The sequence below is a fragment of the Legionella wadsworthii DSM 21896 = ATCC 33877 genome (genome assembly GCF_000701265.1).
GTDB classification, from domain to species: Bacteria; Pseudomonadota; Gammaproteobacteria; order Legionellales; family Legionellaceae; genus Legionella; species Legionella wadsworthii.
Map to the genome: position 1 here is coordinate 165408 of NZ_KL370761.1, position 17549 is coordinate 182956.

The following is a 17549-nucleotide window of genomic DNA, read 5'->3' on the forward strand; positions in this document are numbered from 1 at the left end:
GCTTCACTTGTCCTACTTCCCGCGGCTTCACTTGTCCTACTTCCCGCGGCTAGTCCGCGGGATCCATAAATCTAGAATGTTTGCAAGAACTTCAAACTCGTGTAACATCTTTTAACAAGCCAAATAATAAAAAAAATCATGCGATTCATTTCATTCGTTATCAGTTTTACTAGTAGTCTGGTTTTAACAGGCTGTATCAGTAAGGGAAATAACCCTGCAGATCCTTTTGAACCCTTTAATCGTAAAGTTTATCAATTTAATAATGTCCTGGATCGGGCAATTTTAAAACCATCAGCAAAAGCATATCGGACGGTATTACCTCCCCCGGTACGAAAAAGTATCAATAATTTTTACAACAACCTCGACCTGATTCCGACAGTGGGTAATGACCTGTTACAGGCAGAAGGAAAATGGGCAATACGCGACTCTTGGCGATTTATTATCAATTCTTCACTAGGGGTTGGCGGTTTACTTGATGTAGCTAAAACTTTTGGTCTGCCACCTCATTCTAATGATTTGGGTTTAACGCTTGCAAAATGGGGTGATAAAGATTCGCCTTATTTGGTTCTACCCTTACTTGGACCAAGTACTCTTCGAGATGGCGCAGGCTGGTTATTTCAGTTTGCACTCTATAGCCCCTATGTTTACATCGATAATGATGCATTAGTCTATAGCCTGTTGGCTTTACGTGCAGTGGATTTGCGCTCACAACTTCTAGACAGCGACAATCTTATGGATGAAGCATTGGATAGATATGCATTCATGAGAGATGCATACTTGCAATATCGAAATCATCTTATTACAGGAGCTCAAGCCGATACTGGGGCATTGTATGTTGAGGATGAAAAAGAAGAAACAGGAGTTACCCCAGAAGTAGGAAATGATTATGTCGATGAATAATGAAAATCCGAGGGAAGCGAAGCGGAACTCGGTACCGCTTGATCTTTTAAATTCTGATTGACCATATGCAATGAATAGCTAGGGAATCCACTTACTTGCCGCGGCGTATTCTCTCCAGGCAACGTAGATACTCACCGGAAATATCGAGCTTGGTTTCTGCCTCTATTTCTCGCAAACATGTAGGACTTGTCACATTGATTTCCGTTAAATAATCCCCGATGACATCGATACCCACAAAATATAATTTTTTTTCTTTGAGAGTGGGTGCAATTTGTTTACATATCCATCTATCCCTTTCTGTAATGGGAACAACTTCTCCACGGGCCCCTGCAGCCAGATTTCCGCGTAAATCTCCTGGAGCAGGAATACGTGCTAATGCATGCTCAACAGGTTCTCCATTAATTAATAATATCCTTTTATCGCCTAAATTTTTTATTTCCGGGATATAACGTTGGGCGATAATGGTTTGCGTTTGATTTTTAGTTAGGACCTCCAGAATGACGGACAAATTATCTCCATGCTCCTCCACATGAAACACAGAATTCCCCCCCATGCCTTCTAAAGGTTTAAAAACCACTTGTTTGTGTTCCTCCCAAAAAGACTTCAAACGACCCATATTTTTTGAGACGAGCGTTGTAGGGCAGCACTGAGGAAAATTCAAAGTAAAAAATTTTTCATTGGCATCCCGTAAACTTTGGGGGTTGTTCGCTACAAGAACTCCTTCGCGTTCCGCGAGATCCAAGAAATAGGTGGAATAAATGTATTCAGTATTGAATGGAGGATCTTTTCGCATCAAAATAATATCAAATTCAGCTAGAGGCTTTTCTGAAACAGATTTTATGGTAGCCCAATCTTTGCTGTGAATATCTCCAATATGTAAATCCGAAACTTTTGCAAACGCATGTCCTTCTTTACAGAATAAGTCTTCTTGAGTAAAAACGAAACAAGTCCACCCCATCTCTTGAGCTCTCTTAATGACGGCTAAAGATGTATCCTTGTAGGGTTTTAATAGATGAAGAGGATCTAGCAATACTGCAAGTTTCATTTATTCGCCTCCAATATTCGCTATTTCCCTTGCTGCTGCTAATGCAGCCAATCGCGCGATGACTCCATAAACATAAAAACGATTTGATTCATCCACTTCCGTTAAATCATCACAGGGCATATTACAAGCCTGCGCAAAAGCTAACGGCTCAAAGTGCATTCCAGGAGCATTTAGATTTTCATCAATTCCACGCTCCTGATGAACCCTGTAAAATCCACCGACAACAAATTGTCCAATCATATAGACTACCGGTTCAGCTACAGAGCCATTCGGCATGGTCTCGAAGGTGTAGACACCTTCCTGGATTATGACTCTATCAACCTTACGTCCGCCTTTGCTGGTTGACATACGCGTACGTTGTTTCCTGTTTAATTGACGAACTTCTTCAGCTTCATGCACCATCATGACACTCATGCCGTAGGTTCCATTATCTGCTTTAATGACTACAAAGGGTTTTTCCTTTATGCCATAAGTAGCGTATTTGTCATTCATTAGTGTGAGAATCTTTTCTACTTCCAATGCCAGTTGATCTATGCCCTCTTGCGCCATAAAATCCAGGCCTTCTATGGCACGAAAATATGGATTAATTAACCAAGGATCCATCCCTACAATTTCAGCAAACTCAGCAACAACTTTATCATAAAAATTGAAATGGCTTGATTTTAACCTTGAGCTCCAACCAAGTTGCGCAGTTGGTCTTATCTTTTGCTGTATTCCTTGTAGAATGTCAGGAATACCTTGGGATAAATCATTATTAAGTAAGAGAAAACAAGGGTTAAAATTGGTTAATCCTATTCTATCTCCCTGCCTTTGTATGGGTTCTAATAAGAGAGTCTCTCCGCTATCCAGCACCACTTCTGTGGGTTCCTTTAAATCTGGATCTAAACTGCCTATGCGAACTACAAATCCTGCTCTAATAAAAATAGTTTTTAATACGCTAAGGCTTTTTAAATAAAATTTATTCCTTGTATGGCTCTCAGGAATAAGTAAAATTCTAGTGCAATCAGGAACATAGTCGATTAAAACAGATTGTGCAGCCTGGATGCACATAGGTAGAAACTCTGGGTTTAAATTATTGAATCCCGCTGGAAAAAGGTTGGTGTCTACCGGTGCCAGCTTGAATCCAGCATGCCGTAAATCAACAGAAGAAGTAATTGGAGGAGGAGTTTCTTTCCATTGGTGCCTAAACCAGGATTCAATTGTTGCAATTTGATTTAAAACAATTTTTTCCACATGAAACAAAGGTCCAGAATGTGCTGTAGTTAAATGGGGAACAGGGGTTTCATGAACATTCATGCTTTCTCTCTTTTTATTCTTTTTGACGATGTTACCGGTGTTGACACAGAAATAAAAGATATTATTTATGATATTATATCCAGGTTTTGATTTATATTTCCGACACAATCTTTAATGATCCAGTGAGAGTATGGATTTGTTGAATCTCACCATTCAATACATTGGATTCACATATTTAAGGGAACTATTCATGATCAATGAGCTAGTGCAGCAATTTTCCACTCAAATACAAACTTTTTTATATATTATGATGATTATAAATGGTATTTTACATTTGATTTTTGCTGGAGCCGTAGCACATGATGCCGGTAACCTGAATAGAATGGGACAAAAACCAGTTATGGTTTCTGCTGCTACTTGGGCATTTGCTACTTTAATAGGAGGAGTTTTTACAGCAACAATTTATTGGTTGCTACACCACTCCACAATTACAAGACCAACGATAAGAGAGGTTCGCTATGACCAACCCTAACATCAAAAGAATTGATGTCCATGAACTTAAAAAAGTGAGAGAGAATAATCCTAATCTTTGTCTCATTGATGTCCGCGAATTAGCAGAGTGGCAAGAATTACATATTCCTGGAGCCCTACACATTCCCAAAGACATCATTGCATCATCAGTGTCCGCACAAATACCAAATAAAAACCAACCCATTTATTTGCACTGTAAAGGTGGCGTTCGCTCGTTGTTTGCTGCTCAAACTTTAATAGATTTGGGGTATAAAGAAGTTTATTCTGTCGATGGCGGGATTATCGATTGGGCTGTAGCGGGTTACCCATTAGAGCAACCAAAAATATTAGAAGTCCAACCCTAATTTTTAATATTGTCTGAGGTTTATCCTGATTTAAGAAATTGTGAACTACTTTGAACAATCTTTTATCCTTTAAAGCGGCGGGAATTATTATATCCCGCTAACGTATGGTTCATTCTGTAAGATATCATCGGCTGCCTCCATTAATAGCCTGTCTTTACTATTTTTTCATTATCTTGAATTGAGGGATTATCAGGCAGTGTCGTAAGAGGAAGATTTTCTGAAAATAAGCCTAACCTAGTGGGCTTTTTGGAAGACTCTTTTGACTGCTCCTCTTTGGCCTTATCAATTAATTTTAATCTTAAACCTGCGACTTTGGTTACGAGGTCTTGCAGAACTTTCTCAACTTTGAATTTCTTGATTTTATTGTTTGCAAAAGGTTGTTTGCTTAAATCCAGGTAACCTTTTCTTGGATCACCATCTTGATAAACATGTGCATGCATGAATTGGTTTAAAGCATCATACATATCGAGTAAATTTTTGGAGTCGGGGAAATTGTCTAAAGTCAGATTGAGCGACGTGGTTAATGTGTTAAATAAAGTACTATTCTCTGGGGCTAAAAACCTAGAAGTGAGCGCTTCTTTATAGCTTACCGAAATTTGATCGCGAATATAGAACGCTGCTGCATTGAGCACACATTCTTTGTTAGCTAAACTCGATTTATCAAGACAATTGAGAACTGCTAATAAATATTTACATTGAGTGGCTCGTTCAGGATGGCTAATATAAAGGATTCTTAAAGCCTTAGTTAAGTTCCTGTCATCAATACCATGTCTTCTGACTTCAGTTGCAATACTCTCCCTGATGTATTTCGCTAACGTATCATATTCCACATACTGAAAACCCATTTCTGCTCTCCTTAAACTCCATGAAAGGGATTAGTAAAAAAATTACTCCTAGGCGAAGTGTAAACCAATTCATACACTCAGTCATGCATTTTCTTTTTACTCCTTAATTAATTTTTAATCTTTAAAGTCAAGAAGATGGATTAAAAATACTATTAAGTAATGGAACTATTTTTTTCAATTGTACTGGTTTTTAGGGGAAATAACTTTTTTCCAAATCAGGATAGATGTGTTTTTTAAAACCATACAGAAGACTTTTAATTTGCTTTTTTTTATCACGTTGATTAAGTTTACCCTTTTGTCCTACAGGATAAGTTATGAAAAAATACTTCGTCTCCATTCTTCTTTCTCTATGTTGTGTGAATACGCATGCACAAATAAACCAACCAAAATTGGTTGTCCAACTGGTCATTGATCAATTAAGAGGTGATTTAATCCAACAACATCAACGGCAATTTGGTCCAGGAGGGTTTAATTATTTACTAAGCCACGCTATTGATTATCACAATACGCACCATCCCCATGCGAATACCACAACCTGTGCAGGACATACTACAGTTGCCACTGGGAGCTTCCCAGCATTACATGGTATTATCAATAATGAATGGTATGATCGCAAATCTCAGCAAATGGTCTATTGTATGGAGGATTTGGATGCAAAAATATTGCCCACCATCCATTCGCGAATTGCCATTCCCGGACGCTCGCCTAAAAACTTGTATACTTCCACCTTAAGCGATGAAATCATTCTCTCGCAAAAAGGCCGCTCCTTTGGCGTATCTTTAAAGGATCGTTCAGCGATAGCACTTGCAGGACATGCTGGCAAAGCTTTTTGGTTTGACACGACCAATGGAGGATTTATTACCAGTTCTTATTATTATTCACAATATCCACAGTGGGTAAATGACTGGAATGCAAACTATCATCCTAAAGATTATGACTGGACTTTGGGTCGATCTAAAAAGGAGTATCAGCATGCCAAATCTCCTGTTTTCCATCATGAGGATGAACTTTTTGGGCAAACTTTTCCACATCATGTCACCCAATCTCCAAAACCTGAGTTTTTTAAATGTTTGTCGCGAACACCTATGGCAGATCAATTAATAGCAAATTTCGCAGAACGCCTCTTAAATGAAGAAAAATTGGGTCAATCCACTGAAAAAACAGATTATTTAGGCATCAGCTTTTCTGGTGTCGATGCCATTGGCCACCAATTTGGACCAAATAGTCTTGAATCAGAAGACAATTTACTCGAACTAGATAAAACCTTGGCGCATTTATTTAGTGCCATTGATAAACAGGTTGGCCTTAAAAATACGCTCATTGTTCTTACGGCAGATCATGGCATCAATGATGGGCCTACTTACCTTAAAGCACACCAAATGACTGAAATTAAACCCGTCGATATTGTTTTAATGGAACAAAATCTACGTATCCTTCTAAAAGAAGAATTTCAACTTCCAGAACAAACGCTCATGTCAATAACCCCTCCCTATATTTATCTCAATCATCAAATCATCAATCAGCATCAACTCAAATTAAACAATGTAGCTCAGTATTTAGCACAGGAATTGACGCTGCAGTCAGGTATATTTAAAGCTTATGCATTACCGGTAACTGATATTCAGGAAGATTGGCTTAGCAATAAGGTCAACAAAATGTATTATCCGAATCGATCAGGTGATATTTACGTGATTCAACCACCTAATCAGTCGTATGGGAATAAAAGTGAAGATCGAGTGGCTCATGGAAGCCCTTGGCAATATGACAGTTATGTTCCCTTATTGTTTGCTCACCCTGCCTTTAAATCCCAAAGGATTTTCACGCCCACTTCTACAACAGACATAGCCGCCACATTAGCGGCAGTGCTCATGATAAAAGAACCCTCTGCAGCGGTAGGAAAGCCTTTGCAAGAGGTCGTACAAAATTTTAATTGAAAATATAATTGGATAAGTATTTAAATGGGTAAAATAGCCCGAACCACTTGCAAAATTGGCTCGTAATGACTAAAAAATAAACGAGACATTTTGCTAAACTTATAATAAAGATTGAATGAGTTTTATTGCACTATTTATAGAGGTTTTTTCAAGCCAGCTCTAATTAAAAGATTGAATTTAACTCCAAAAACCTTTAGTATTTGCACGAAATTTCTAAAGATATCATTATGAACAAACAAGCGATAATTATTGGGATTTCTGGCCCTTCTGCCTCGGGTAAAAGCCTTTTAGCAAATACGATTGTTAATGAGTTGGGCTCAGAACAGGTTGTAGTTATTTCTGAAGATGCCTATTACAAGGATAATGGTCATTTACCCTTTTCTGAAAGAGAAAAAATAAATTACGATCACCCTGATTCTTTTGATCACTCTTTACTTTGCGAGCACTTACGACAATTAAGGGATGGAAGATCTGTTGAAATTCCCATCTATTCTCACTCAAAACACATGCGCATGCCTGAAACCAGAACTGTAGGTCGTCATGCCATCATTATTCTGGAAGGTATTTTACTCTTTAGCGACAAAGAATTACGAGAAATAATGGATATTCGTATTTTTATGTCAACGCCTCTGGATGTTTGTTTAACAAGACGTTTAAAAAGAGATGTCGTTGAACGCCATAGAACTTTTGAATCTGTAGTCCATCAATATGAAACTACAGTACGCCCTATGTATTTACAATTTATTGAGCCATCTAGCCGTTATGCGGACATTATTATTCCTCGTGGAGGAGAAAACAGAATTGCTATTGAAATGATTCAAGCCAAAATGCGGGAACTATTAGCACTGCATACTAATTAATTGAGGAGAGAATAGTGGGATTTTTAGCAGGTAAAAAGGCGCTCATTATTGGATTGGCCAGTAATCGTTCCATTGCTTACGGTATTGCCAAAGCCTTCCATGAACAAGGAGCCGAACTGGCGTTTACTTATCAAAATGATCGATTAAAAGATCGTGTAGAAAACATGGCAGCTGAATTTAATTCCTCACTCACTTTTCCTTGTGATGTAGCCTCTGATGAAGAAATTAAAAACCTTTTTTCTAACCTTCAGAAAAGCTGGAATCATTTAGATATACTTGTTCATTCCGTTGCTTATGCCCCAGCTGATCAAATCAGTGGCGATTTTGTAGAGTCATGTACTCGTGAAGGTTTTAAAATTGCACACGACATCAGTGCATACAGCCTAATCGGGCTTGCCCAAGCCGCATTACCTATGATGGAAGGTACAGAAGGTTCTCTTTTAACACTCACCTATTATGGCGCTGAAAAAGCAGTGCCCAACTATAATGTTATGGGTGTTGCCAAAGCAAGCCTTGAAGCCTCTGTGCGCTATCTGGCAGCCAGTCTGGGTTCTAAAAATATTCGTATTAATGCCATATCCGCAGGACCAATTAAAACGCTTGCTGCAGCTGGTATTAAAGATTTTCGAAAGATCCAAAATGCTTATGCCAGCATTACGCCTCTACATAGAAATGTTACCATTGAAGAAGTAGGAAATACTGCTGCATTCTTATGTTCTAATCTTGCCTCAGGGATTACTGGTGAAGTGGTTCATGTCGACGCAGGATATCATGCTGTGTCTACTATGGCTGAATTGAGTTAATCCAATTTCGCTCCTCTCCTTTTGTTGAAGAGAGGAGTTTTTTTTTAGATCTGGAACGTTCATATCCCTGTAGCGCCAAATTTTTCAATTTAACATTAGAATTAAGCTATTCTTTAAGATACACCGTCCATAGGTCGTATTATGAGACGAATTACAAAATTTTTTATATTCGTATGGCCTTTCCTTATGATGCCCCCATTCGTAGCAGAAGCCTCATTTTCTGTGAATAATTTAACTATAGTAAATAAAGGTAATGAGACACAGTGTGTCCAATACTATGTTTATAAAGATATGCTTTATTGTGATGCAACCTTAACTCATTCTAATACCATAAATCCTCAGATAAAAAATGAGGAAAAACTAAAAATTGTATTTGATGAGCGTCCCTGGCAATTGGCCTGGGGAAATAAAAATTCCGTAGGTACAACAATCGAGTATGTCCCTGCTGGCGATGATATAAATAACTGGAAAGAATTAGTCACAAGCCAATTTTTTCCAGGCCTTCAGGAAAAAATTACTTTGAAAGAATTCGCAGATACTTTAATTTTAAATATGAAGTCTTTAGGTTTCAGCCCTAATGTGACATATCATGTAAATACTGAAGACAGAATACTTCTTGAAATAAGAATCGAAGAACCTCAAACCCAAGCTCAAGATGAACTGGAGCTTTTGATCAAAGATGATCAAGGAATTTATCTTTTACACTATGTCATAAAGAAAGCAGATATGGGGAAGGCCAATAGAGACAAATGGTTACAGAACCTTCAAAAAAGCCAGAGATTAAATATTAATTAAGTAATCTGGACTTAAGAGGGTTTTGGGGTATTGATTGAATTTTCCAAAGTAGTATCGTCCGCACCTAAATTTTTTCGTTGATCATCCAACTTTGCAGGTAAGGTGGCCGAGCCAATTTGCGTATTACGAAGAACGCTCATCTCATGATGCGTTTCGTTTGGATCTATATTAAGTCTCTCAATCGCATCCAGCTCTTCTTTAGTATCAATCGGATCGAAATCTATTTTATCTGCCTTTGATTTAAGGTCATGCCATTTTGATTTACCCATTATAAATCTCAAAAAAAAAACATCTAACAATATTATAGCTTATAATGGGCTTTTGATTTGAAATGTTCTGAAAAGAAATTGATTATTCAATTTCTCCCGTTTTTTTATATACTGAATCCAGTGCTTTTAATGATTCCAACAAGGGTTTCATTTTAGCCAAAGGCCAACTGTTTGGGCCATCACTTAAAGCTTTATCGGGATCTGGATGAGTCTCCATAAACAAACCAGAAATTCCCGCAGCGACTGCAGCACGTGCCAAAACAGGGATGAATTCACGCTGCCCCCCGGAGACACCATTATTGCCTCCAGGCAATTGTACGGAATGGGTTGCATCATAAACTACTGGGCATCCTGTTTCCCTCATAATCGCTAATGAACGCATATCTGAAACCAGATTATTATATCCGAAACTTGCTCCTCGTTCACAAGCCATGATGTGCTCGTTACCACAGGCTTTAGCCTTGTCAATGACATGCTTCATTTCCCAAGGAGAGAGAAACTGGCCTTTTTTGATATTCACGGGTTTATTCATTGACGCAACTTTCTGAATGAAATTGGTCTGCCTGCATAAAAAGGCAGGTGTTTGTAATACATCCACAACACTAGAAACTTCCAATAATGGCGTATCTTCATGAACATCAGTCAAAACGGGAACACCCACTTGTTTTTTTACTTTTTCCAAAATGGACAAGCCTTTTTCAAAGCCAGGGCCTCTATAGCTGGATATTGAAGAACGGTTGGCTTTATCAAATGAAGATTTATAGATAAAAGGAATCTGTAATTCATGACACAGTTCTTTTAGATAACCCGCTGTTTCCAAAGCCAACTCTTCACTTTCTATAACACAGGGTCCAGCAATTAAAAATAGGGGCTTATCTAAACCTGCTTCGAATCCGCATAATTTCATTGTTCTTTTTTTCCTTGATGTTTCTTGCGAGCGGCAAGTACAAACTGTTTAAATAAAGGATGGCTCGCTCTCGGGGTTGATGTAAATTCTGGATGAAATTGGCATGCCAAAAACCAAGGATGATCAGATAATTCTACCATTTCAACCAGAGAGTTGTCTGCTGAACGTCCCGAAATAATTAAACCGTGATCGACTAAACTTTCAACATATTTATTATTTACTTCGTAGCGATGGCGATGACGTTCAATTATTTGTGGCTTACCATAAACTTCTCGCGCCAGTGTTCCCTCTTCCAATTGGCATAATTGAGCGCCCAAACGCATTGTCCCACCCAAATCACCGTGCTCATTTCGAAGCTGTTTTGATCCATCTGCATCCATCCACTCACTAATTAATCCAAGCACAGGATATGGAGTATTCTTATTGAACTCAGTTGAGTTTGCCTCTTTTAAACCAACGACATTTCTTGCAAATTCAATAACCGCAGTTTGCATGCCCAAACAAATTCCCAGGAAAGGAACTTTATGTTCTCTCGCATACTGGATGGCTGTTATTTTGCCCTCCACACCGCGCTCACCAAACCCGCCTGGAACAAGAATGGCATCAATACCCTCCAAGAGCTCAGCACCATGCTTTTCAATTAATTCTGCATCTAAATAGATTATTTCTACTTTTGTTTGAGTATGAATCCCTGCATGAAGCAGAGCCTCATTGATGGATTTGTAGGCATCGTTCAATTCAATATATTTCCCAACCATGGCAATTTTAACAGTCATGGTTTGAGTCGATTGCATTGACACTACTCGATCCCATTCACTCAAATCAGCAGGTTTTACATCGAGGCCTAATTTTTTGACAACAATATCATCCAACCCATGCTCGTGTAATATTCTAGGGATTTGATAAATACTTGGGGCATCTTCAAGAGGAATAACGCCCTCTTTTTCCACATTAGTAAATAATGCAATTTTAGCTCGATCTGACATTGGCAACGCTTTTTCTGATCGGCAAATTAGAATATCTGGTTGAATGCCTATGGATCGCAGTTCTTTTACAGAATGCTGTGTGGGCTTTGTTTTCGTCTCACCCGAAGTGGCAATATAAGGCACCAAAGTCAAATGGATAAACAAGGTTCTTTGTGAACCTAATTCAATCCGCATTTGGCGAATAGCCTCAAGAAAAGGTAATGACTCAATATCACCTACAGTGCCACCAATTTCAACCATAGCCACATCATAACCATCAGCACCTAATTTGATACAACGTTTGATCTCATTCGTAATATGAGGAATTACCTGTACAGTACCCCCTAAATAATCACCTTTACGTTCTTTTTTAATCACGTTTTCATAAATTTTTCCTGAAGTGAAATTATTTCGCTTCGTCATCGTGGAATTAACAAACCGTTCATAATGCCCCAAGTCCAGATCCGTTTCTGCACCATCATGGGTTACAAAAACTTCACCATGCTGAAATGGACTCATTGTTCCGGGATCAACGTTAATATATGGATCAAGTTTGATTAAAGTTACTTTAAGACCACGTGCCTCGAGAACTGCAGCGAGGGACGCGGCTGCAATACCTTTTCCTAAGGAAGATACCACCCCGCCTGTAATAAAAATAAAATTTGTCATAATTGACCTTTTATCCTGCTAATTAAGTACTGTTTTTTAGAGAAATTGACAATTCTGATTTGTTGCAGCTGGGTGGCGCATTGGCTATAATTCGGATTTTTTAGCTCCGTGTTACAATTCGCTTCATCCAGGCTTGCAATATAATCCTGGCAACAACAAAGAAACTAGCCTAAATTTAATGCCAACAAATGTCCCATTTTCTCTTTTTTAGTTTTTAAATATCTGTGACTTTCCTTAGTAGGTTCTATTTCTAAAGGTACTCTCTCCATAACCTTTATTCCGTAACGATCCACAGCAGCAATTTTTGACGGATTATTCGTTAATAATCGTATTGCTTCAATACCATAATATTTAAGTATTTGATATGCAATCGCATAATTTCTGCTGTCCACAGGAAGTCCCAATTGATGGTTGGCATCAACGGTATCTAATCCTTGCTCCTGCAAAGCATATGCTTTTATTTTATTCGCCAAACCTATTCCTCGCCCTTCCTGGCGTAAATAGATTAAAACACCACCTTCAGCAGCTATCAATGATAAAGAGTTTTCCAATTGCTTGCCGCAGTCGCATTTACACGAGCCGAAGATATCGCCTGTAATGCATTCAGAATGGATACGCACCAAAGGCACTCGGTTTGCAAATACAGGAGGCTTGACCAGAGCAAAATGCTCTGCATTGTCCAGTTCATTTGCAAACACAGTCATATTAAAATCACCTTTGTTTTGCAAAGGAATACGTGTAGAAGCAGCAGGTTTGACCAATATCTCATTACGGATACGATATTCTATCAAATCCTTTACAGTAATCAGAGGAATATTATGTTTTTCGGAAAATAAAGCCAATTCATCCCGCCTGCTCATTGTCCCATCTTCATTAATAATTTCACAAATCACTGCAGCAGGGGTTAAACCTGCGAGCCTTGCTAAATCAACACTACCTTCTGTTTGTCCAGCCCGCTCCAAAACGCCCTTTGTCCGAGCCCGTAAAGGGAAAACATGTCCCGGAGAGATCACATCATTTGGTCCACTTTTGGGGTCAATGGCCACTTGAATTGTTTTAGCTCTGTCTTTGGCTGAAATACCAGTAGACACGCCTTCTGCTGCTTCTATGGAAACCGTAAATGCCGTACCATAAGGTGATTTATTCTTTTGTGCCATCATGGGCAATTGTAATTTATCAACCATTTCATTAGCCATAGACAAGCAGATTAATCCACAACCATGACGAGACATAAAATTAATCGCTTCTGGGGTTGCATAATCTGCAGCAACAACCAGATCTCCTTCATTTTCCCTATCTTCATCATCCATTAAAATAACCATTTTACCGGCTTTGAGTGTTTCCACTGCGTGTTCTATTGTAGCTAATGAATACTTCATAACGCGACCTCATTTGATCCAGTGTTTGTTTGATCCTCCTGCCAATCCAGGCATGCTACCATATTGTCTCCCATCTCATGCCAAGAAATAGTATGCAGTCGATTAAAAATCCCACTCTGCTGGTATGCTGAAATTGCATTGTCTTCCAAAATATTTGGAACAATGTATAAATATGTTCTATGAACTAATTTTTCCTGATGCAGTGCATTAAAAAGAGCTCCGCCTGCTTCCACCCATACATCATGATAGCCTAACTCCCCTAAATGCTCGATCACGGCACCGAGATCTATAAGACCATCTTTCATGGGCATAAGATTGAAAGTACTGTTTGGATAAGCGGCTTCCTTCTCATTACAATGATAGATGAGACAATGAGCCGCAGTGGAAAAAATTTGAAACTGTTGGTTTAGAGTCAATTGCCTGTCTATAATTGCCACAGGTTTTGCCTGCTCCTGCTGCCCCAAACGTACGTTCATTTTTGGATTATCCAAGCGAACTGTTCGTGCTGTAGTTAGAATTACGTCAGCAGCAGCACGCATTTTATGGGTCAATTCTCCACACAAGGAATTGGATAACAGAACACGTTCTCCTATTTCCCGGCCAATTTTACCATTTAATGTTTGGGCTATTTTCACAGTGACTCTAGGTTTTTTTGTGAGTGTCCAATAAGAGTAACTTTTATAAAACTCATTAATCTCATCTATAGGGTAATAGGTTACCTTTATTCCATGAGCTCGTAATTTATCAGAGGAATTATTTTTAGCTACCACTGGATTAGGGTCCAAATAAGCAAAAACAACTTCTTCCACACCATGATTAATAATTGCATCAACACATGGCGGCGTTCTGCCCCAGTGATTACAGGGCTCAAGAGAAATATATAGCGTAACCCCTGGCATTTTAGGAGGAATCTGTGTTAACAATAATTGTTCTGCATGCGGAGTCCCTGCACCTCGATGACATGCTTGTGCTATAATAGTTCCATTTTGCACAGCAACAGCACCAACACAGGGATTGGGGGCGCATTGGCCTTGTCCAAGTCGGGCCTGTTCAAGTGCTGCGAGCAAAAACTTTTTGTGCATTGTTTAGTACCTTTCTAAGATGCATGGTAGCTGCTCACAAGCTAAATAGACGTAGTCCTAAGGGCTAGCCGCAGGGCAACGAGAGTGAGTGAGTAGTTACGATGCGTGAATGATAACAAATTATTCAATTTTTGAGTAGCCTAATGATTAAATTGAAAATTAAAAACATCTGTTGTATCGCCTTAACAAGCTTTCTTGTAGGGTCTTCTTTTGCGGAGGGTTTATCTCCATTCTCCACAAATGAGCTGGAACAATTAGAAAAAGAGTTTGTTCAGCAAATTAATCAATCAGAAAGCGTGGCTCGAAACCCTTTGGCAAGTCAGTACATTAACCGTATTGGAAAAAACCTAGCCCATGCTGGCCATATTAAAACACCGGATTTCTTCATAGTGAAATCAAATGAAATCAATGCTTTCGCGGGACCTGGTGGACATATAGGAATTAATTCTCAACTCATTCTTACAACCAGTTCTGAAAGTGAGCTTGCCGGGGTTATGGCTCATGAAATAGCGCACGTGCGTTTGCATCATCTTTATCGAATGATTGAACATCAAAAACAAATGCGTATTCCTATGCTTGCTTCCATGCTGGCATCAGCTGCTTTAGGTGTAATTAACCCCACTATTGGCATGGCCGGGATGATGGGCGCTTTGACAGGCTTTTCACAAGATAATATCAATTTTACTCGTTCCAAGGAAAAAGAAGCGGATAGTATTGGTATCGATATGCTGATTAAAGCGGGTTACAATCCTCATGGTATGGCTGCTTTTTTTAAAAAAATGCAGGAAAATTCGCGGTATTATTACACAGCCAATATACCCGCAATCCTGCGTACACACCCCCTGGATGCAGATAGGATAGCTGAAGCCGAAAACCGTACATCGCAATATTCACCTAAAAAGTATAGCGATTCTCTTGAATATCCATTGTTTAAAGAATTAATAAGGACTACAGTTATCCGGGATCCCAAGACCTTACTGGATTATTATGACCATCAATGTAACAAAAAAACTCCTGCATATGCTTGCCAATATGGTCATGCCCTTGCATTGATAAATAACAATAATTTTTCAAAAGCAGTTACAATGCTCAGTCCCTTGTTAGTAGAACATAATAATCTTTATTTCCAAATTGCGATGGCCCAAGCGGAAACTGGCTTATCCCAACATAAGGCAGCCATTTCCAGACTCGAAGAAATCCAAAAAAATTATCCTGATAATTATGCGGCGCTCATGGCATATGCCCAAGGTTTATTGGCTGCCGATCAAAACGAAAAAGCGACAAATGTTCTACTTAAAGGAAGTAGGAGATACAAACAGGATTTGCCTTTATGTCGTGATCTGGCCCGAGCTCAGGCGCAATCCCATCAAAAAGGGTATGCTTATTTCACTCAAGCACAATGTTTGCTCCTTGAAGGACAAAAAAGAGCGGCAGTTGCCCAACTCAAAGTAGCACAAAGCCTTGCAAAGAATGATTCTTATTTATTAGCGAGAATTTCAGCAAAAATTGATGAAATTAAAGAAATGACTGGGAAATCTTCTTAACAAGAAGATATCTAAGCTTTCTGCTCCTTCGACTACATCTCCTGGCTTGCTCCCAGGATCCTGGTTCTCCTAAACTCAATGGATCCCGCGGACAAGCCGCGGGACGTCGAAGGTTCAGGCGCCGCGGACGTCGAAGAAGCAGGCGCTGCGGGACGTCGAGGGTTCAGGCGCCGTGGACGTCGAAGGAGCAGGCGTCGCGGGACGTCGAAGGTTCAGGCGCCGTGGACGTAGAAGGAGCAGGCGTCGCGGGACGTCGAAGGAGCAGGCGCCGTGGACGTCGAAGGAGCAGGCGCCGCGGACGTCGAAGATTCAGGCGCCGCGGACGTCGAAGAAGCAGGCGCTGCGGGACGTCGAGGGTTCAGGCGCCGTGGACGTCGAAGGAGCAGGCGTCGCGGGACGTCGAAGGTTCAGGCGCCGTGGACGTAGAAGGAGCAGGCGTCGCGGGATGTCGAAGGAGCAGGCGCCGTGGACGTCGAAGGGGCAGGCGCCGCGGACGTCGAAGGTTCAGGCGTCGCGGCACGTCGAAGGTTCAGGCGCCGTGGATGTCGAAGGAGCAGGCGTCGCGGGACGTCGAAGGTTCAGGCGCCGCGGGACGTCGAAGGAGCAGGCGCCGTGGACGTCGAAGGTTCAGGCGCCGTGGACGTAGAAGGAGCAGGCGCCGCGGGACGTCGAAGGAGCAGGCGCCGTGGACGTCGAAGGTTCAGGCGCCGCGGGTCGTCGAAGGTTCAGGCGCCGCGGGACGTCGAAGGAGCAGGCGCCGCGGGACGTCGAAGGCTCAGTCACCCGCGGGACGTAGAAGGAGCGGGCCTGAATGGCGGGTAGGTTGAGCCTGAACTGAGATAAACTGAAGGCTTTTTAAAATAAGATAATAAACTTGTGTTTTTTTAGACCTATAATATGATCGGCTCATTAATCTCGAAAGTTTTCATATTGCAGAGGCAACTTGATATCTGATTTTTTCAAAAGAGCAATTGTGTCTTGGAGATCATCCCGTTTTTTACCCGTAACTCTCACTTTATCCCCTTGAATGGATGCTTGGACCTTGGCTTTAGAGTCTTTAATGTATTTGACGATTTCTTTTGCGGTTGGTTGATCAATCCCTTGTTTAAAGGTCATATGTAGGTAATAAAATTTTCCACTATGCTCTGGTTCATCTTCTATATCTACTCCCGAAGCATCCACATTACGTTTGCTGCAATGATTTCTAAATAAATCTTCGAGTTGTCTGACTTGAAAATCTGATTCGGCTTTTAAGGTTACAGTCAGATCTTTGAGTTCGATACTTGCCTCTACACCTCGGAAATCAAAACGCGTACCCATTTCACGTATGGAATTATCTACAGCATGACGTAATTCAACCATATTTGTTTCAGAGACAATATCAAAAGAAGGCATAGGGTACTCGCTCCAGTTAAAAAGGATAATTTAGCAAAAAATTGGA

Annotated in this window: 17 protein-coding genes; 8 read left to right on the top strand and 9 right to left on the bottom strand. The window is 40.1% G+C overall.

Annotation, left to right across the window (positions count from 1 at the left end; all coding sequences use genetic code 11):
• Positions 1 to 138 precede the first annotated feature (138 nt).
• The gene (locus BU07_RS0115155) at positions 139 to 900 is read left to right on the top strand and encodes an MlaA family lipoprotein (RefSeq protein WP_031567514.1); all 762 of its coding nucleotides are present in this window, start codon (positions 139 to 141) and stop codon (positions 898 to 900) included.
• A 91-nt stretch (positions 901 to 991) separates the two neighbouring features.
• Here the strand turns inward: BU07_RS0115155 and gshB are convergent, their stop codons facing one another.
• Together gshB and gshA are read right to left on the bottom strand one after the other, a co-directional pair.
• Positions 992 to 1945: a glutathione synthase gene (gshB, locus tag BU07_RS0115160; protein WP_031567515.1), complete on the bottom strand. Its 954-nt coding sequence runs from the start codon at positions 1943 to 1945 to the stop codon at positions 992 to 994.
• A complete protein-coding gene (gshA, locus tag BU07_RS0115165) occupies positions 1946 to 3241 on the bottom strand; it encodes a glutamate--cysteine ligase (protein WP_031567517.1) in 1296 nt (431 codons plus the stop codon). It lies immediately after the preceding gene.
• A 190-nt stretch (positions 3242 to 3431) separates the two neighbouring features.
• Between gshA and BU07_RS0115175 the strand changes: the two genes are divergently transcribed.
• Positions 3432 to 3713, top strand: coding sequence for a hypothetical protein (locus BU07_RS0115175; protein ID WP_031567519.1), 282 nt, complete (start codon positions 3432 to 3434; stop codon positions 3711 to 3713).
• On the top strand, positions 3700 to 4056 hold the full coding sequence (locus BU07_RS0115180) for a rhodanese-like domain-containing protein (protein ID WP_031567527.1): 357 nt from the start codon (positions 3700 to 3702) through the stop codon (positions 4054 to 4056). The genes BU07_RS0115175 and BU07_RS0115180 overlap by 14 nt, the downstream gene beginning before the upstream one ends.
• Positions 4057 to 4196: 140 nt before the next feature.
• On the opposite strand, the gene BU07_RS0115185 is transcribed toward BU07_RS0115180, so the two are convergent.
• Entirely contained in the window at positions 4197 to 4901 is a 705-nt protein-coding gene (locus BU07_RS0115185; protein WP_031567528.1) for a hypothetical protein, read from the bottom strand.
• Between the two features lie 314 nt (positions 4902 to 5215).
• Here BU07_RS0115185 and BU07_RS0115190 point away from each other — a divergent pair, with 314 nt between their 5' ends.
• The 4 genes from BU07_RS0115190 to BU07_RS0115205 all read left to right on the top strand — a co-directional run bounded on the left by BU07_RS0115190 (position 5216) and on the right by BU07_RS0115205 (position 9293).
• Positions 5216 to 6835, top strand: a complete 1620-nt coding sequence (locus BU07_RS0115190; protein WP_031567529.1) for an alkaline phosphatase family protein — start codon at positions 5216 to 5218, stop codon at positions 6833 to 6835.
• A 227-nt stretch (positions 6836 to 7062) separates the two neighbouring features.
• A complete protein-coding gene (gene udk / locus BU07_RS0115195; RefSeq protein WP_031567530.1) occupies positions 7063 to 7695 on the top strand; it encodes a uridine kinase in 633 nt (210 codons plus the stop codon).
• Positions 7696 to 7709: 14 nt separating this feature from the next.
• A complete protein-coding gene (locus BU07_RS0115200; protein WP_031567531.1) occupies positions 7710 to 8498 on the top strand; it encodes an enoyl-ACP reductase FabI in 789 nt (262 codons plus the stop codon).
• Positions 8499 to 8639: 141 nt separating this feature from the next.
• Complete coding sequence (locus BU07_RS0115205; protein WP_031567532.1) at positions 8640 to 9293, top strand: hypothetical protein; 654 nt, start codon at positions 8640 to 8642, stop codon at positions 9291 to 9293.
• An 11-nt stretch (positions 9294 to 9304) separates the two neighbouring features.
• Here the strand turns inward: BU07_RS0115205 and BU07_RS0115210 are convergent, their stop codons facing one another.
• The 5 genes from BU07_RS0115210 to ribD all read right to left on the bottom strand — a co-directional run bounded on the left by BU07_RS0115210 (position 9305) and on the right by ribD (position 14564).
• On the bottom strand, positions 9305 to 9562 hold the full coding sequence (locus BU07_RS0115210; RefSeq protein WP_031567533.1) for a hypothetical protein: 258 nt from the start codon (positions 9560 to 9562) through the stop codon (positions 9305 to 9307).
• A gap of 82 nt (positions 9563 to 9644) precedes the next feature.
• Positions 9645 to 10469 carry a 3-deoxy-8-phosphooctulonate synthase gene (gene kdsA / locus BU07_RS0115215; RefSeq protein WP_031567534.1) on the bottom strand — a complete coding sequence of 275 codons (825 nt, stop codon included), beginning with the start codon at positions 10467 to 10469 and terminating at the stop codon, positions 9645 to 9647.
• Positions 10466 to 12103 (bottom strand): CTP synthase, encoded by a 1638-nt coding sequence (pyrG, locus tag BU07_RS0115220; protein WP_031567537.1) that lies wholly within the window; start codon positions 12101 to 12103, stop codon positions 10466 to 10468. Before pyrG ends, kdsA begins: the two co-directional genes overlap by 4 nt.
• Before the next feature lie 164 nt (positions 12104 to 12267).
• Positions 12268 to 13482: a bifunctional 3,4-dihydroxy-2-butanone-4-phosphate synthase/GTP cyclohydrolase II gene (locus BU07_RS0115225; protein WP_031567538.1), complete on the bottom strand. Its 1215-nt coding sequence runs from the start codon at positions 13480 to 13482 to the stop codon at positions 12268 to 12270.
• On the bottom strand, positions 13479 to 14564 hold the full coding sequence (ribD, locus tag BU07_RS0115230) for a bifunctional diaminohydroxyphosphoribosylaminopyrimidine deaminase/5-amino-6-(5-phosphoribosylamino)uracil reductase RibD (protein WP_031567539.1): 1086 nt from the start codon (positions 14562 to 14564) through the stop codon (positions 13479 to 13481). Before ribD ends, BU07_RS0115225 begins: the two co-directional genes overlap by 4 nt.
• Before the next feature lie 143 nt (positions 14565 to 14707).
• On the opposite strand from ribD, the gene BU07_RS0115235 reads away from it, so the two are divergent.
• A complete protein-coding gene (locus BU07_RS0115235; RefSeq protein WP_031567541.1) occupies positions 14708 to 16108 on the top strand; it encodes a M48 family metalloprotease in 1401 nt (466 codons plus the stop codon).
• 909 nt (positions 16109 to 17017) lie between these two features.
• Here BU07_RS0115235 and BU07_RS0115255 read toward each other — a convergent pair.
• Positions 17018 to 17503: a YajQ family cyclic di-GMP-binding protein gene (locus tag BU07_RS0115255; RefSeq protein WP_031567545.1), complete on the bottom strand. Its 486-nt coding sequence runs from the start codon at positions 17501 to 17503 to the stop codon at positions 17018 to 17020.
• Positions 17504 to 17549: the final 46 nt, after the last annotated feature.

Coding starts and splice junctions, on each gene's coding strand:
- BU07_RS0115185 (WP_031567528.1), bottom strand. CDS start 4,901: ATGGGTTTTCAGTATGTGGAATATGATACGTTAGCGAAATACATCAGG.
- BU07_RS0115210 (WP_031567533.1), bottom strand. CDS start 9,562: ATGGGTAAATCAAAATGGCATGACCTTAAATCAAAGGCAGATAAAATA.
- BU07_RS0115225 (WP_031567538.1), bottom strand. CDS start 13,482: ATGAAGTATTCATTAGCTACAATAGAACACGCAGTGGAAACACTCAAA.
- ribD (WP_031567539.1), bottom strand. CDS start 14,564: ATGCACAAAAAGTTTTTGCTCGCAGCACTTGAACAGGCCCGACTTGGA.
- BU07_RS0115205 (WP_031567532.1), top strand. CDS start 8,640: ATGAGACGAATTACAAAATTTTTTATATTCGTATGGCCTTTCCTTATG.
- gshA (WP_031567517.1), bottom strand. CDS start 3,241: ATGAATGTTCATGAAACCCCTGTTCCCCATTTAACTACAGCACATTCT.
- udk (WP_031567530.1), top strand. CDS start 7,063: ATGAACAAACAAGCGATAATTATTGGGATTTCTGGCCCTTCTGCCTCG.
- gshB (WP_031567515.1), bottom strand. CDS start 1,945: ATGAAACTTGCAGTATTGCTAGATCCTCTTCATCTATTAAAACCCTAC.
- BU07_RS0115235 (WP_031567541.1), top strand. CDS start 14,708: ATGATTAAATTGAAAATTAAAAACATCTGTTGTATCGCCTTAACAAGC.
- BU07_RS0115255 (WP_031567545.1), bottom strand. CDS start 17,503: ATGCCTTCTTTTGATATTGTCTCTGAAACAAATATGGTTGAATTACGT.
- BU07_RS0115190 (WP_031567529.1), top strand. CDS start 5,216: ATGAAAAAATACTTCGTCTCCATTCTTCTTTCTCTATGTTGTGTGAAT.
- kdsA (WP_031567534.1), bottom strand. CDS start 10,469: ATGAAATTATGCGGATTCGAAGCAGGTTTAGATAAGCCCCTATTTTTA.
- BU07_RS0115180 (WP_031567527.1), top strand. CDS start 3,700: ATGACCAACCCTAACATCAAAAGAATTGATGTCCATGAACTTAAAAAA.
- BU07_RS0115155 (WP_031567514.1), top strand. CDS start 139: ATGCGATTCATTTCATTCGTTATCAGTTTTACTAGTAGTCTGGTTTTA.
- BU07_RS0115175 (WP_031567519.1), top strand. CDS start 3,432: ATGATCAATGAGCTAGTGCAGCAATTTTCCACTCAAATACAAACTTTT.
- pyrG (WP_031567537.1), bottom strand. CDS start 12,103: ATGACAAATTTTATTTTTATTACAGGCGGGGTGGTATCTTCCTTAGGA.